The 15,846-nt window shown below is 45.6% G+C and carries 15 protein-coding genes and 1 tRNA gene; 15 read left to right on the top strand and 1 reads right to left on the bottom strand.

Going from position 1 to position 15,846, the window contains the following annotated elements; all coding sequences use genetic code 11:
* The first annotated feature begins 45 nt into the window (after nucleotides 1-45).
* From COT43_03035 to COT43_02970, 14 genes are all read left to right on the top strand, one after another.
* Nucleotides 46-123, top strand: a tRNA-Val gene (locus COT43_03035).
* Nucleotides 124-321: 198 nt separating this feature from the next.
* Nucleotides 322-684, top strand: coding sequence for a hypothetical protein (locus COT43_03030; protein PIS29801.1), 363 nt, complete (start codon nucleotides 322-324; stop codon nucleotides 682-684).
* Nucleotides 685-709: 25 nt separating this feature from the next.
* On the top strand, nucleotides 710-952 hold the full coding sequence (locus COT43_03025) for a hypothetical protein (protein PIS29800.1): 243 nt from the start codon (nucleotides 710-712) through the stop codon (nucleotides 950-952).
* Complete coding sequence (locus COT43_03020; GenBank protein ID PIS29799.1) at nucleotides 945-1,343, top strand: hypothetical protein; 399 nt, start codon at nucleotides 945-947, stop codon at nucleotides 1,341-1,343. Before COT43_03025 ends, COT43_03020 begins: the two co-directional genes overlap by 8 nt.
* Before the next feature lie 76 nt (nucleotides 1,344-1,419).
* Nucleotides 1,420-3,126, top strand: a complete 1,707-nt coding sequence (ade, locus tag COT43_03015) for an adenine deaminase (protein ID PIS29798.1) — start codon at nucleotides 1,420-1,422, stop codon at nucleotides 3,124-3,126.
* 93 nt (nucleotides 3,127-3,219) lie between these two features.
* Nucleotides 3,220-4,245, top strand: coding sequence for a hypothetical protein (locus COT43_03010; GenBank protein ID PIS29797.1), 1,026 nt, complete (start codon nucleotides 3,220-3,222; stop codon nucleotides 4,243-4,245).
* A 145-nt stretch (nucleotides 4,246-4,390) separates the two neighbouring features.
* Nucleotides 4,391-5,824, top strand: coding sequence for a tRNA nucleotidyltransferase (locus COT43_03005; protein ID PIS29796.1), 1,434 nt, complete (start codon nucleotides 4,391-4,393; stop codon nucleotides 5,822-5,824).
* 74 nt (nucleotides 5,825-5,898) lie between these two features.
* Nucleotides 5,899-6,585 (top strand): hypothetical protein, encoded by a 687-nt coding sequence (locus COT43_03000; GenBank protein ID PIS29795.1) that lies wholly within the window; start codon nucleotides 5,899-5,901, stop codon nucleotides 6,583-6,585.
* Nucleotides 6,586-6,601: 16 nt separating this feature from the next.
* Nucleotides 6,602-7,909, top strand: coding sequence for a hypothetical protein (locus COT43_02995; GenBank protein PIS29794.1), 1,308 nt, complete (start codon nucleotides 6,602-6,604; stop codon nucleotides 7,907-7,909).
* Nucleotides 7,906-9,213: an efflux RND transporter periplasmic adaptor subunit gene (locus COT43_02990; protein PIS29793.1), complete on the top strand. Its 1,308-nt coding sequence runs from the start codon at nucleotides 7,906-7,908 to the stop codon at nucleotides 9,211-9,213. The genes COT43_02995 and COT43_02990 overlap by 4 nt, the downstream gene beginning before the upstream one ends.
* On the top strand, nucleotides 9,210-10,139 hold the full coding sequence (locus tag COT43_02985) for a hypothetical protein (protein PIS29792.1): 930 nt from the start codon (nucleotides 9,210-9,212) through the stop codon (nucleotides 10,137-10,139). Before COT43_02990 ends, COT43_02985 begins: the two co-directional genes overlap by 4 nt.
* Complete coding sequence (locus COT43_02980) at nucleotides 10,139-10,834, top strand: macrolide ABC transporter ATP-binding protein (protein ID PIS29791.1); 696 nt, start codon at nucleotides 10,139-10,141, stop codon at nucleotides 10,832-10,834. The genes COT43_02985 and COT43_02980 overlap by 1 nt, the downstream gene beginning before the upstream one ends.
* Complete coding sequence (locus tag COT43_02975; protein ID PIS29790.1) at nucleotides 10,831-12,060, top strand: hypothetical protein; 1,230 nt, start codon at nucleotides 10,831-10,833, stop codon at nucleotides 12,058-12,060. The genes COT43_02980 and COT43_02975 overlap by 4 nt, the downstream gene beginning before the upstream one ends.
* A 14-nt stretch (nucleotides 12,061-12,074) precedes the next feature.
* Nucleotides 12,075-13,298 carry a hypothetical protein gene (locus COT43_02970; GenBank protein ID PIS29789.1) on the top strand — a complete coding sequence of 408 codons (1,224 nt, stop codon included), beginning with the start codon at nucleotides 12,075-12,077 and terminating at the stop codon, nucleotides 13,296-13,298.
* Nucleotides 13,299-13,362: 64 nt separating this feature from the next.
* Here the strand turns inward: COT43_02970 and COT43_02965 are convergent, their stop codons facing one another.
* Nucleotides 13,363-13,875, bottom strand: coding sequence for a C50 carotenoid epsilon cyclase (locus COT43_02965; protein PIS29788.1), 513 nt, complete (start codon nucleotides 13,873-13,875; stop codon nucleotides 13,363-13,365).
* Nucleotides 13,876-14,028: 153 nt separating this feature from the next.
* Here COT43_02965 and COT43_02960 point away from each other — a divergent pair, with 153 nt between their 5' ends.
* Nucleotides 14,029-15,534: a protease gene (locus COT43_02960; protein PIS29787.1), complete on the top strand. Its 1,506-nt coding sequence runs from the start codon at nucleotides 14,029-14,031 to the stop codon at nucleotides 15,532-15,534.
* Nucleotides 15,535-15,846: the final 312 nt, after the last annotated feature.

Below are 15,846 nucleotides of genomic sequence, written 5' to 3'. Positions count from 1 at the left end.
CGCGAGTTTGAAATTGTTAGGGGTCATGCTTTCAAATTGATATTTGGACGCTTAGCTCAGTTGGTTCAGAGCGTCTGGTTTACACCCAGAAGGTCGCAGGTTCGAATCCTGCAGCGTCCACAATAGATAGCAATTCATACTCGCTTCTGCAAAATGCCGGGTTTTTACTTTTCTTGCACTTTCTGAAATCTAAATATTTATTGGCATTTCATCATTTAATCAGAAAAAGTGGTTGAAGATTACATGTAGATATTTTTAATTCAGTATAACGATATTATCAAATGGCGTAGGCAAGATAGATTTATATAAAAGCCAGATGGAATGATCGAGTATATTTTGAAGAAAATGAAAAATACTTTCATACAGGTCTTGATTTTTATCTATGAACATACTATTTTAGAGTTGGGAAAGTTTAACAAAATAAAGGGGTCTAGAATGAGAAGAAAAATTGTTAGAATTGGGGCGAGTTTGTGTATCCTTCTTCCCAAAGAAATAGTACGGGAAATGGAATGGGACTTTGGGCAAGAGATCGACTTGATTCTCGACGAAGAGGATGACAAAGTCATTCTTCGGAACTTGCATGAACAGGCAGAGCCGGCGCCGAGTTATCTTGTTGAATTTGATCAGTTCCTGGCGCAATACGGAGGAGCCTTCGAGGAACTTGAAAAACGGGTAGAAGTTTGATTATTCAGAAAAGCAAGGAGCAGGTATGAGAAGAAAAATCATTCGAGTTGGGTCCAGCCGTGGAGTTCTTCTTCCGAGAGAAGTGACGCGTGCGATGAGTTGGGATTTTGGATCGGAAATCGAACTAAATATGAACAAAGAGAAAAAAGAATTGACGCTTAGTACGATCAAAGTAAAAATCCCGGATGAGTATAATACAGATATGATGAATGAGATCGTAGAAATTTTAAATGAAAACGCGGACGTTCTGGGAGGCATCGATGACTAATGATCAAATTCAGCAGGTAAAAATTATAGGCTTTGCCAACTGGTTGTTGGCGCGGAAATTCGGAACTGAAATTGGCATCCGCGATACGAACTCCATGGAAAACGTCGTCAGTCTACCCGGCGGTGGATCATTGACTTGTTTTCTTGGAGAAAAGCTTTCGAATCGCAGAGATCTTTACACGCAGTTGGGTTGGTATGTTTACTACATGATCAGCGGCGAGCCATTCAATTCTAAAAACCGTTCGACGACTCTTTTAATGATCAGTTGGTGTCTTAAATATTACCAGATAGACTATGACATTGAGGCGTTGAGAGACTTCATCCGAAATATGGACTCGATGAAACAGGGCAACTCAGATATTTCGCTTTGGTTCTCAAGTAACTGTCATTAGTTTCCGGCGGCTGGAAGATCGATAAAGTGCAGTCGCATTAACATAGTTTTTCGTCCGCAGAGGAAGGGATTTTCTTATGTTTACAGAACAATTGATACGCGCCGCTCGTGGGGAAGTGCAAATTGACCTTTTATTGAAAAATGCTCGTATAGTTAATTTAATATCTGGCGAAATCTACAAAACTGACATTGGAATTTTCGATGGACGAATTGTCGGCTTCGGGGATTATTTGTCCGAAAAAATAATCGATCTCGACGGACAATATATCGCACCGGGACTCATCGACGGGCATGTTCACATCGAGAGTTCTTTGCTTTCACCAGCAGAATTTGCCCGAACCGTGTTGCCGTTCGGAACGACAACGGTCGTTGCCGATCCGCATGAAATCGCCAATGTACTCGGTTCGGAAGGAATCCAACTGATGATTGATTTGTCGGAAAAACTGCCGATAGACATATTTTTTATGATTCCGTCGTGTGTTCCGGCAACACCAATGGAAACATCCGGCGCCGTTTTGTCTGCGACGGAAATGAAAAAATGGATTGATCATCCGCGTGTTTTAGGAATCGGTGAAATGATGAACTTCCCGGGCGTGCTGTTCCGTGTTCCGGAAGTTCTCGAAAAATTGGCGATTGCCGGCGATAAAGTGATCGATGGGCATGCGCCGATGCTTTCCGGCAAAGACCTTTCGGCATATATCGCCGCTGGGATTTCATCCGATCACGAAAGTACTTATCTCGATGAGGCACGCGAAAAACTGCGGAACGGAATGTTCCTGATGATTCGCGAGGGATCAGCCGCGCGAAACTTAGAAGCGCTTCTGCCCGTTGTCACGTCGCTGAACTCTGCGAACTGTGGTTTTGTTACTGATGACAGGCATCCGGATTTTCTGTTGGATTTCGGTCACATCGACGAGATGGTGAGAAGAGCAATCCGGCTTGGGTTGAATCCGATCAACGCTCTGCAGATGGCTTCGCTGAACACAGCCAGACATTTTAATATCCGGAGAACCGGTGCGATTGCTCCCGGTTTCTTCGCTGATATGATCGTTTTTGACGACTTTGAACATTTTAATGTCCAGAAAGTTTTTAAACGTGGTCGGTTAATTGCCGAAAACGGAAAACCTGTCGTCGAAATTCCTCCGGCTTCAGACTTGCGGTATGGCTCAGTTAGCGTTGGGAAATTGGAAAGTAAACGGCTAAAAATCGAGGCAAAAGGAGAATCCGTTCATGTCATTGAGATTATTCCGGATCAGATTCTCACAAAAAATATTGTATATAAAGCGACCATTCACGCTGGAGAAACGGTTTCGGACATCGGCCGGGATATTTTAAAAATTGCCGTCATCGAGCGTCATCATCAGACGGGAAATATCGGATTGGGATTTGTCAAAGGATTTGGACTGAAGTCGGGTGCGATTGCTTCGACCGTCGCTCATGATTCTCATAATTTGATCGTCATCGGTGCCAGAGATGAAGATATGCTCTTGGCGGTTGAAGAAATCGTACGGATGAACGGCGGACAGATCGTCGTGGAAAACGGAAAAGTGAAGGCTTCATTGCCCCTGCCGCTTGCAGGTTTAATGAGCGATCAGCCAGTAAACGTCGTCCGCGCTAAGATGGATGAACTGAATCGAGAGGCAAAAAAGCTGGGCTCCATTCCGGTAAATCCATTTATGACGCTTTCGTTCCTTGCCTTGCCGGTCATCCCCGAACTGAAGATTACAGACAAAGGTTTAGTGGATGTCGGTCGGTTTGCTTTCATTCCACTCTTCGCCGAATGATTGGTTGCCGTTCAATAAATCGGTCTTCGATTACCGAAAGCAATTTGTAAATTCTGTCCGTTGTTTGATTTTCTTGTTCGGAAAGGACTGAAGATGAATTATCGGATTCGTATTTTTACCTACCTCATTGTCTGTGAATTGTCAACATTGCTCTATGGGCAGTCAGTTCAGCAATTCGCAAATCTTGGTGATTTTCAACTCGAGAATGAATCTGTTATTTACGACTGCAAAATTGGCTATCGAACATTCGGCAAGTTGAATGACGATAAATCCAATGCAATTATTTATCCGACGTGGTTCGGCGGAACCAGTGCCGATATTGCGAATTTACTCGGGCCCGGGAAATTGGTTAACACGGAAAAGTTTTTCGTCATCGCTATTGATGCGCTCGGCAATGGCGTTTCGTCGTCTCCATCCAATAGCCAGCGACAGCCGGAAGAAAAATTTCCATTGTTTACGATCCGGGATATGGTCAAAGCTGAACACCGTGTCCTGACGGAAAAACTGGGAATTACGCATCTATTTGGCGCAATAGGCGGTTCGATGGGAAGTTTCCAAGTTTTCGAGTGGTTAACGACCTATCCGGATTTTATCGATAAAGCGGTTCCGTATGTCTGTTCACCGCGTCTGACATCGTTTGATCTGTTGGAATTGCAGACGCAGGCGCAGTTTATTGAATCGTCGAAAAAGGCTGGAATGTCTGAAAGGGAAATCCAAAAAACGTTAAACATGTTTACAACGTTGTTTGCGCATTCACCTTCTTATGTCGTTCGAAATACGCCATTGGAAAAATTCCAGAAAATGCTGGCGTCGTTCGACGGTGAACCATCAAAGGTTTTTACCGTTTCCAACAAGTTGAGTCAAATCCGAGCGATGCTGACGCATGATATTTCCAAACCGTTTGGTGGTTCCATGGAAAAAGCCGCCGGACAAATTCATGCGAAGGTTCTGATAATCGTCTGCGCGACTGACCATATTGTCAATCCGGCTCCAGCGATCGAGATTTCAGAGGAAATCGGTGCGGAACTTCTGGTCATCGAAGGCGATTATGGGCATCTTTCCGTTGGATATGAAATCGGGAAATGTGGGAAAGCGATTGACACTTTTCTAAGCAAATAAAACAGATTCCGATTCTGACGCGCCGGAAAATAAGCCGATAGATAAATTCGGAATCATCGGATTTATAATATTCAGCATTAATTCGGCGACGTTGGATTTGGTGTAGCTCTTTAATAAATTTCACCGGTTTTTTATAGAAGAAAAAATGGCATTTTTAGAATTATTATTCCCGGTTGATGATCCGATTTCCAAAATAATCCGGCGCATCGGCGCAGTCGCCGATAAAAGTGGCGTAGAGGTCTATTTGGTTGGTGGCGTCATTCGTGACCGAATTTTGGGCTTCCCGACAAAAGATATCGATGTGACCGTTTTGGGTGATGGCCTGGCGTTTGCGAGGCAAATCGCCCATTCTTTTCGTCTTAAAAAGGTTATCGAATATCCGAAATTCGGAACGGCAATGGTTCCGTATCACGATATCGTCATCGAAGTGGCAACGGCGCGTACGGAAGCGTATGAGCCGGATTCGAGGAAACCTTTAGTGAAACGCGGAACTCTACACGCTGATCTGGAGCGCAGGGATTTTACGATCAATGCGTTGGCTATGTCGTTAAACGAAGAAAATCTGTTTGAATTAACTGATTATTTTGATGGGTTAAAAGACCTTAATGCGGGTATCCTCAGGACGCCGCTCGACCCAGTAACAACATTCTCGGAAGATCCGTTGAGAATGTTGCGGGCGATACGGTTTGCCACTCAGATTGGATTCCAGATCGAAGAAAAAACTTTTTGGGCGATTTCACACGTCAAAGAGCGGATGGCAATTGTATCGCAAGAACGTATTACCGATGAGCTGATCAAGATTCTTTCGACAAAGAGCCGACCGTCGCTGGGACTTAAACTCATGATGCAATCGGGATTGCTGGAAATTGTCCTGCCAGAAATCGCGCTTCTTGCCGGCGTTGATCAAAAAAATGGTTATCATCATAAAGATGTTTTTTGGCACACGCTTGATGTGATTGACAATGTCGCCAAGGTGTCCGATAAATTCGAACTTCGGTTTACTGCGATGGTGCATGACATTGCGAAGCCGTTGACCAAACAATATTTTCCCGATAAAGGCTGGACGTTCTACGGGCATGAAGAACTCGGCGCAAAAATTGCCGGGCGTTTATGCCGACGCCTGAAAATGCCGAACAAAGTTGCGGAATACGCCCAAAAACTAACGCGCCTTCACATGCGTCCGATTTCCATTGCAAGTGAAGGCGTTACGGACAGCGCCGTCAGGCGGCTGATTGTCGAAGCGGGGGAAGATTTAGATGATTTGATCTTGCTCTGCCGGGCTGACATTACTTCTAAGAATCCGTGGAAGGTTTCCGAATACATGTCCAATTTCGATCGCGTTGTCAATTTAATTCGAACTGTTTGTGAAAAAGATAAAATGCGCGCGTTTCAGTCGCCGGTTCGCGGCGAAGAAATCATGAAATTCTGCGGACTTCAACCCGGTCCGGCGGTCGGCTATATCAAGGATGCGATCGAAGAGGCGATTCTCGAAGCGAAAATTTCGAATACTTACGAAGCCGCGCGGGAATTTTTAGAAAAAAACGCCGATCGGTTGGTCCGGGAATTTTCTGAAATATAAATCCTGACAACTTTTATGACGACGCCCTATCTAACCGAACGTGTTTTTTCTTTTGACAGATTGTTTAATGAAAAATAGATGAGGTGGCGTTGTTTAAAAAGGTGATTTCTGTTTTTTGGGAACCTTCGGCGACTTTTGCATCGCTGAAACTGCATACGACATGGGTGGATGTTTTAATTCCGTTGCTCATCGTTATCGTCGTTTCTTTAGCGATATTGCCGTACATTTCACCGATTGCGGTTAGTTATCAAAAAGGATTGATTGAGAAGAGCGAACGATTCAGCGACGAACAAAAAGACGCCGTCTATGAGCGAATGGAAAGGCAGACTAATCCGCTGAGAATGTCAATAACGACGACGATTGCCATCCTTGCAAAAGCGTTGATTATAACGCTTGCGCTTTGGTTCGCCGGCAATTTTCTTTTGGGCGGAGAAGCGAAATTTCTCGTTATTTTTTCACTTACAGCCTATGTTGGGTTAATTGAGCTCGCTTCTATGGCTGTAAAATATCCACTGATCATTTCTCAAGAAACGATCCAAGTTTACACGAGCCCGGCACTGTTTTTTGAAGACAATGGCTCCTTTCTGTTCCGTTTCCTGACTACGCTGGATGTATTTGCCATCTGGAAAGTCATCGTTTCTTCGATCGGCTTGAGCGTGATCTATGAGAAAAAATTAGGAAAAACTGCCACAATCGTAACGATTCTTTGGTTGATTTACTGTTTCGGTGTCTCGCTACTTGGCAGTTTGGTCAAAATGTAATTAAAAAGGGAAAAACATGCGAAAATTGGTCTTTATAGCGCTTTTATTTACCGCCACGGCAGTCGCCGCCGACCAAAGTTTCACTTTGCAGGAATGTATTCAATTTGCGATTAAAAATAATCCTGATCTGCGTATCCAAAATAAAGTGGTATTATCCAAAGCGGCAGATGTCACGAGTTCATACGGCAATATTCTGCCAAATCTTTCGTTTGGTTCGGCATATAACCGGATTTCTCAAGCGGCAAGCCCAAAAATCATTCAAGGTGCCGTTGTTCCCCAACCCGCAGGAATATCCAATAATTTTGGAGCTGGTTTTTCCTATACGCAGAATATTTATGATGGCGGAAGATGGCGGAATGAGATCAAATTGGCTAAAACGAATTACCAGAGCGCCATTTACGATAAGAATTCAAACCGCCTGTCACTGATCGTGACTGTGACTGAAAAATTTTACAATGTCCTGAAAGCGCAGGAACTTCTGAAAGTTGATCAGAAATCTTTAGAAAACAGTCAGGAGCAGTTAAAAAAGACGGAAGAAATGCACAGGATTGGCCAAGTGGCGAAAAAAGATTTGTATAAAGCCCAGGTCAAGCAAGGAACCGAACGACTGAAAGTTATTCAGCAGGAAGCCGAACTGAAATTAGCGCTTGCGGATTTGAAAGCCGTACTCGGAATTCGCGGGGAAGAAGTGATTGACGTGTATGAATCTGCCTATCAAAAGCCAGTGCAAATCGACGCCGCGATCGCTTATCAGAAAGCGCTGGAGGCCAATTCGGATTATGCCTCTTTGCAAACGCAGAGACAATCTGCGCAAATCCAATGCAAAATCGCCAAAAGTGCTTGGTATCCGAATTTGTCGTCGTCATATTCCTATTCCCGGAGCAGTTCGAAATTTTCCGATTTATATTCGAATTTTGATAGTCGGTGGTCTTCCTCACTGAGACTTGACATCAGTTTTTCGCTTTTCAATGGGTTCGACCGGAAAACGAAAATTCAGCAGGCAAAGTTAGCTTATCAGATCGACGACGATATGATCGAAAAAAAAGAAATCGAAATCAGAAATACGATTCAAAATCTGGTGCTGACGCTCGATACTTATCGAGATATGATTGACATCAATGAACTCACGATTGCGTCGGCGGAGGAAGACTTAAGATTAGCGCAGGAAATGTATCGGCTGAGTTCTGCGACTCTGTTGGAAGTGCTCGATGCGCAGGTTGCGTTGACAAAAGCGCAGAGTGATTTAATTTCTACGAAATATGACGCAAAAATTGCCGAGGCTCGTTTATCTCTCGTAATGGGAACGCTTGGAGAAAACCAATGAAGAAGAAAAGTAAGAAAAAATTGATCATCATCCTTATCATTCTGGCAGTTGTAGCCGTCTTTGTCGTAATGAATTTTACCAAAGACAAGGTCAAACCGATCGTCGTGCAGACTGATAAGGTCAAACGTGAAAAAATCGTTCAAACTGTCAATGCATCCGGCTCACTGATTCCCGTCACACAGGTCAAGATCAGCGCAAATGTCAGCGCCAAGATCATGAACCTCACGGTCAAAGAAGGCGATCGGGTGAAAAAGGGTGAATTGCTGGTCGAATTAGATAAAGAACAATATGAAGCGGCATACGACAAGGCGTTTTCCTATGTTCAATCCAATAAAGCGAGCCTGAAAAAAGTCCAGAGCGACCTGAAACGGACTCAGGCGCTTTACCAAAGCAATCTGACGTCCGAATCGGAACTTGAAGCCGCGACGGCTCAGGCTGAACTTGCCGAAAGCCAAGTGCATCAGTCGGAAGCCGCACTGAAACAAGCACTCGACGATCTGAACAAAACGCGCATCGCGTCACCGATGAACGGAATCGTCACAAGCCTGAATAAAGAGATCGGTGAAATTGCGCTCGGTTCGGTTTTTCAGGAAGATGTAATCCTAATCGTTTCCGATATGTCAAAGATGGAAGTCAAGATCGAGGTCGATGAAACTGATGTCGTGAATTTGAGCATTGGCGATACGGCAAAGATACAGATTGATGCGATTCCAAATACGACTTACAAGGGCGTCGTTGCAGAAATTGCCCACAGCGCGACGACAAAAGGCGCAGGCACACAGGAACAAGTGACCAATTTTGAAGTATCCATTTCTGTTTTAGGCCAAGACACCCGGTTTCGTCCCGGTATGTCGTCAACCGTGGATGTTATTACTGATACCAAAGAAAATGCGCTCGTCGTTCCGATTCAATCGCTGACCGCCCGCAGTCCGGATGATACAGCGTCCGTTGCCTTTGAATCGGATAATAAGAAAAAACCGGAACCGACAGCCGAGGAGCCTGAAAGGATCAAGAGGGCAAACAGTGAAAATAATAAAGAAGAAGAAGTCGTTTTTGTTGTCATCCACCCGGATAAAAAAGATACTCCGAAAAAAAGTATGATTAAAAAACGATCTTATCCGAAAGCCGAACAGCGTTCGGTGAAAATTGGCATCAGCAGTGATACTAAATTCGAAATTCTCAGCGGATTGCAGGAAGGCGAGGAAATTGTCGTCGGAAGTTACAAGGCTATCAGTAAAGAAATCAAAAACGGTTCGCCACTCAAAATCGGCGGACCGACAGATAAAAAAGGAGAGACAAAATGAAAAAGTATATGATAATTATTGCTGTGTTACTATTTTGCGCCTCACTTTACGGGCAACAGATAAACGATGTGAAAGACACAACCGCGACCGAACCTACCGTTTCTGCTTTGATTGATTCGACTGTTGAAGAAGAACTGGAAAAACAGGAAGAACAAACTCTGGACGAGATTATGGAAAACGAAGACTGGAAGGACAAAGAACCGGATACTTCCGATGACGATTTTCATTGGAAAAAAGACCGCGATAAAGATTGGGGAAAAAAGCATAAGGGCGGTTTCTTCAAAGGCGGCGGCGGCGGCTGGGATTGGTATTACCTTCCGCTGGATGTCGATGTCCTGAACACTCAACTTGCGATTATCGGATTGCCGGCATTTGCCGACCGAATGATTCTGAGCGGCGGCGGCGGTTGGGGTTTTATCGGCAATGGAATTCGCGTCGGTGGATTAGGCGCCGGCGGCACGGTGTCATCGTTTGGCACACCGACAGGCGGGAACGGCTCTCAGGTCGATGTTACGTTATCAGTGTCCTACGGCGGCTTTTTAATCGAGAAGGTTTTTCATCCGTTTAATAATTCCGAGATTTATATGGGAGCGACGCTCGGTGGCGGTTCAACATCCATGAAGTTTTCCAAATCCAGCCAGAATATCAGCTGGGATTACATCTGGAACGACGGTTACTCGGGCGCAGATTCATTGACGTTCAACGATCACCAATCCGAAATGTCATCACATTTCTTCTGGGCAATGCCGAATATTGGCTTCCGTTACAACATTTTCCGCTGGTTTGCGGTTGGCGCTAACGTCGGCTATTTTTATCAGCACACCGACGAGCAGAGATGGAAAATGGAAAACAAGGTCGTCACCGACGTACCGAAAATTGATTTTTCCGGAGTTGTTTACCGCGTCAATTTCTATTTTGGTGGATAATGAGCAATACGCTGATAAGTCTTAAGGACATCGTTAAAACATATCAGGTTGGCAGTGTTGAGGTTCACGCTCTCGGGGGCGTGAACCTCCAGATTCATACGAATGAATATGTCTCCATCATGGGACCGTCGGGTTCAGGAAAATCGACGCTGATGAATATTATCGGCTGTCTGGATACTCCGACATCTGGCGTCTATGAACTTGACCAGATGCCGGTTCATGAAATGGACGATGACCAGCTCGCCGAAATCCGGAACCGCAAGATTGGGTTCGTTTTTCAGACATTTAATCTTCTCCCGCGCGCCAATGCGCTTCACAACGTCGAATTGCCTTTGATTTACAGCGGCGTCTCCGCCGCTAAACGGAAAATCATGGCGGAAGAAGCGCTGGAGAAAGTTGGCCTTTCAGATCGCAAACATCACCGACCGAACGAGCTTTCCGGCGGTCAGCGCCAGCGCGTCGCTATCGCCCGCGCCTTAGTCAACAATCCGTCGCTCATTCTTGCCGACGAACCGACGGGAAATCTCGACACGAAAACAGGTGAAGAGATTATGAAAATTTTAGATAACCTACATCAGATGGGAAATTCAATCATTCTCGTCACGCATGAAAAAGAGGTTGCCGAACACGCTAACCGGATCGTTCATATCCGCGATGGAAACATCGCCAATGATGAAGTGTTGAGGAATAATTGATTTCATTTTTTATCGGATTCTGGGAAAATGTCAAGATCGCTGTTCGCGCGCTAATTCAGAATAAAATGCGCGCCGTCCTGACGACGCTTGGCATCATCATCGGCGTACTGACGGTTGTCAGCGTCGCTTCGATCATCGAAGGTTTGAACAAAGGATTTGCCAAACAGATCGCCAGCCTTGGAAGTAACACGCTTTATGTTCAAAAGTTTCCGTGGGTTTCCGGCGATGAATGGTTCAAATACCGCAACCGTCCGAATATTGAAATGAAAGACGCCGAGTATATTCATAAACACCTAAAATCAGCGGAAGCCGTTGCCCCTTCAGCCGGGAGTAGGCAAAACTTGAAATACGCCGCGAATTCTCTTCTGGAAGTGCGTACCACCGGTGTAACAATGGAGTCGGAAAAGATCGAGGAATACAACATCGCAGATGGGAGATACTTCAACTCCATCGAGATCGAAAAAGAGAAGAACAATGCCGTCATCGGCTGGGAAATCATGGATAAATTGTTTGAAGGGCAGAATCCTATCGGAAAGCGCATGAAAGTCGGCGACGTTTCATACACGATCATCGGTGTTGTTGAAAAACGCGGAAGCATCATGGGTGAAAGCCAGGATTCTTTTGTTTATGTTCCCATTGGTTCACTTCTGAAGAACTTCGGCGTTCACCGGAGCATTCAAATCCTCGTTAAGGTGCGTGATGCGGCTCAAGTGGAATCGGTCAAAGACGACATTCGGTTTCTCATGCGGACATCGCGCGGTCTAAAACCGCATCAAGAAGACGATTTTTCGATCAACCAGCAGGAAGCCATCATGGAAATGTACAACAAACTGACGAGTGGATTGTACACAGCGGCAATCGGAATCGGCGCGTTGTCTTTACTGGTTGGTGGAATCGGAATTATGAACATCATGCTGGTATCCGTTGCCGAACGTAAAAACGAGATTGGCATTCGGATGGCGTTGGGCGCGAAGCGGAAAGTTATTACTGTTCAGTTCATTATCGAATCAGTTATCATTTGCACCATTGGCGGAGTCATCGCCATTTTGCTAAGTTATGTCGTTTCGCGAGTGATCGCGAAAGTCACGCCTTTTCCTTCTGCCGTTCCGCTTTGGTCGGTATTTATGGGCTTGGGATTTTCGACGTTCATCGGCTTGTTTTTCGGTATTTATCCGGCGCGAAAAGCCTCAAAACTCGATCCGATCGAATGTCTGAGATATGAATAATCGGAAAGTAAAATATGAATTTTGAAGAGGGACTTCGACTCGCCTATCAAACCGTTCGCTCTAATAAACTGCGAACGGTTTTGACGACACTCGGAATCGTCATCGGCGTCATGTCCGTAATCGGTATGATGTCGATCATTACCGCGCTAGATAAATACATGACCAACACATTTTCGGCCATCGGCGGAAGCACGTTCTGGATTCAGAAGTTCCCCGCCGTTCAGATGGGACGCATGGGTCACGAGTACTGGAGTCGGAAGGATCTAACTTTTGAACATGCCGAAATCATCCAAAAACGCGCACCGCTCGCCTACAAAGTCTCGCCGGAAGCGGGGACGTACGGCAAACAGGTAAAGTATAAGGAAGAAAGTACGAACCCGAACATTCAAGTTTATGGCGGGGACGAAGATTGGCTGGAAGTAAACGGGCGATACATCGCCGAGGGACGATTCTTTACCAGTCAGGAAATCATGCACCGTCAGAACGTCGTTGTTGTCGGAGCAGATATCGTCGATAAACTTTTTCCGTTCAAATATCCCATCGGCGAAATCATCAAAGTCGATAATGTTCCGTTGGAAATCATCGGAGTTCTCGATAAAAAAGGTTCATTCCTCGGCGGAAGTCAGGACAACATGGTGACGCTTCCATATACAACATTTGTTAAGGCGTTTGGACGGGAACGCTCGATTGCCATTGCGATTAAAGCGAAAAGCCCGGATCTGATTTTTGAGACAATGGATCAGGTGGAGGGTGTTCTTCGGATAGCAAGAAAAGTGCCGCCGGGCGCCGATAGCGATTTTGAAATCATTACGGCGGATTCGATCATGGACACGCTGAAGAGTCTGACTGGATTCGTCTTTATCGCCGCCGTCATCATTTGCGGAATTTCACTGCTGGTCGGTGGAATCGGCATCATGAACATCATGCTCGTATCGGTAACGGAAAGAACGCGCGAAATCGGCATCCGGAAAGCCATCGGCGCAAAAAAGAAACACATTCTCAGTCAATTCATGACCGAAGCGATCGGTATCTGTCTATTGGGCGGCATCATCGGTGTCGGCTTGGGCGTTCTCATTGGCTTGCTCATTTCTTCTGCGTTGAAATTGCCGCCGACTATTCCCGTTTGGTCGATCTTTCTCGGATTGGGATTTTCTCTGCTCATTGGAGTCGTTTTTGGCACTTATCCGGCAATGAAAGCCGCCAAACTCGATCCGATCGAAGCGCTCAGATACGAATAAAAATATTTAGCCAGTTAATAAGTAATTTTTATCGTCCGCCGGATGGCGGTTTCCCATTAAATTGTTATTCCAGATAGACGCCGGTGTCGATGAAATAATCGGTGCCGGGAATCGGTTCGACGTAACCGAGTTTCTTCTTTTCGCCAGTCGAACCCGGTTTGATCCAGTAAAATTCAACGAAACCGCCGCCATTCTGTGCCGCGGCTGACAATTCGCGAATGACATATTTCCCGTGCGTATCCTGATAATTGTACAAATTCTGTCCCTGAAGGTCTTTCTGGGTGGCGTGAGCGATGTTGACGCAATCGTAATCATAAACATAGAAATAACCGCTCTCATCGTCGTAAAAACGGACGGAATCGATAGACGTGCAGATCAGGGCAATTTTCTCGGCTTCAGTCGGTTCGCCTTTCAGAGTTTCTCCAAGCATAACGGCATGAGTATGCACGACTTCCTGGGCGATCTTTTTATTCCAGTACAGATCGTCGTCGGAGTTTGTCGTTTCGTTTTCGCAAGCGACGAATGTTAACATCAAAGTCAAAAAAAGTGCAAAAGAAAGAAATTTTGGCGAGATCATCTGAATCGATCCTTTCTTTTTATATTAGAAAAACCGGACTGAACTTATCAGATTTTCCGGAATTTTGCAAAAAAAGTAACTGTTATGACAGTCGGAAACTTTCGATTCGCAGTGAAGTATAAAAACACGTTACTTGATTAGGAGTTATATTTTATGAAAAAAAGAATCGGTTATATTTTTGGCATTGTCATGTTAGCGGTGATCGGCGTAATTGTTACTGCGTCGATGTCCGTTCCGGAGCGCGTCGTGCTTTATCAGGGCGTCCTGGAGACGAAAATTGTTCCGGCGGCGGCTTTGGTTTCATCGAGTACGCCCACTCCGTCCGTTCAATCTTTTAACGATGTTTTCGTCCAGATTGCAGACGCCGTCAATCCGGCAGTTGTCACGATCACAACAGAAAAGGTGATTAAAAATCGCGGTCTGTCGCATGATTTTCCGGGATTTGACGGCAACGATCTGTTCTGGCAATTTTTCGGAGGCATTCCTGAGAGCGAAACGCGTGGAAAAGTTCTTGGTTCCGGCGTTATCGTCAGCGCGAGCGGTTATATTCTGACGAATAATCACGTCGTCGAGCAGGGCGAAAAAATCCATGTCAGTCTGATGGATAAAAGTAGCTACGAGGCGAAAGTCATTGGAACCGATCCGCGAACGGATTTGGCGGTAATCAAGATTGAAGCGAAAGATTTGAAACCGGCAATTCTCGGCGATTCCGACGCTTTGCGGGTTGGCGAATGGGTCGTGGCGATCGGCTCTCCTTTTTCAGAAAATCTGGATCACACGGTGACGGCGGGAATCGTCAGCGCCAAAGGCAGAAGCAACATCATCAACAATTCGAACTATGAATCGTTCATCCAAACCGATGCGGCGATCAATCCCGGCAACAGCGGCGGAGCGCTGGTCAATATTCGCGGCGAACTCATCGGGATCAATACGGCAATTGCTACTAATGGCGGCGTTCCGGCAAATCTCGGCGTCGGCTTCGCCATTCCGATCAATTTGGCGAAGAAGATCATGACAGACCTGATCGAAGACGGTAAAGTCACCCGCGCGTGGCTCGGCGTCCGGATTCAAGATGTCGATGGCCGGATCGCGAAATCTATGAAATTAGATTCGCGCAAAGGCGCGCTCGTCGGCGAAGTTGTGAAGGACGGACCCGCGGCTGACGCCGGAATGAAAGTCGGCGACATTATCGTCGAGTTCGACGGGAAAAAGATCGACGATTCGTCCGAACTCCGTAACCTCGTTTCCAATGCAGAGATTGGAAAGGAAAAAGAGGTCGTCGTCCTGCGCGGCAAACAGAACAAAACCATTAAGGTCAAACTTGGCGTCCTGCCCGAAGATGAGAATGTTTCCGATGGCGGCTCCAATCAATCGCCGTCCAAATGGGGATTTAGCGTCGATGAGATCACTTCGGTGCTGGCCAAACAGTATGGGCTCGACAAAGAAACAGAAGGTGTCGTCGTAACGCGTGTCGATTCACGCAGTGAAGCCGGAAAAATCCTTCGCCCCGGCGATGTCATTCAGCGGGTTGGAGACCGGGAAATCAAGAATCTTGCCGACTATAAAGAAGCCATCAAAGGCGTTGACAGTGAATTCATTTTAGTGCTGGTGCTGAGAAACAACAGCAGTTTCTTTGCGACTTTGGAAGTACCCAAATAAAACTTGCATCTCTAACCTCCCGCATCAGGGGCTTTCGGACACGAGAGCCCCTTTTTGGTTTGGAAGAGTTGAATAGGTTGGATTAGGTAGATTAGGTTAATTGGGTTGGATTAGGTGGAATAGTTGAATAGGTGAAATTTGGTTGAGTAGGCCTGTCCGCCTCGTTGGATATTAGAAGCTGAATTTGTTCAATCACTGGAAAGGTACAATTTGAAATTCAAAATTTGCCCCCAATCATATCCGATTTTATTTTTTTAATACGAATTTTCAATGCCTCTTATCGTTCAAGGTCCAATCTATTATACCTTGATT

The sequence above is a fragment of the Candidatus Marinimicrobia bacterium CG08_land_8_20_14_0_20_45_22 genome (assembly GCA_002774355.1).
GTDB lineage: Bacteria > Fidelibacterota > UBA2242 > UBA2242 > UBA2242 > 0-14-0-20-45-22.
The sequence above is the reverse complement of the archived record's forward strand: the minus strand, read 5'-3'. Positions and strand labels throughout refer to the sequence as shown.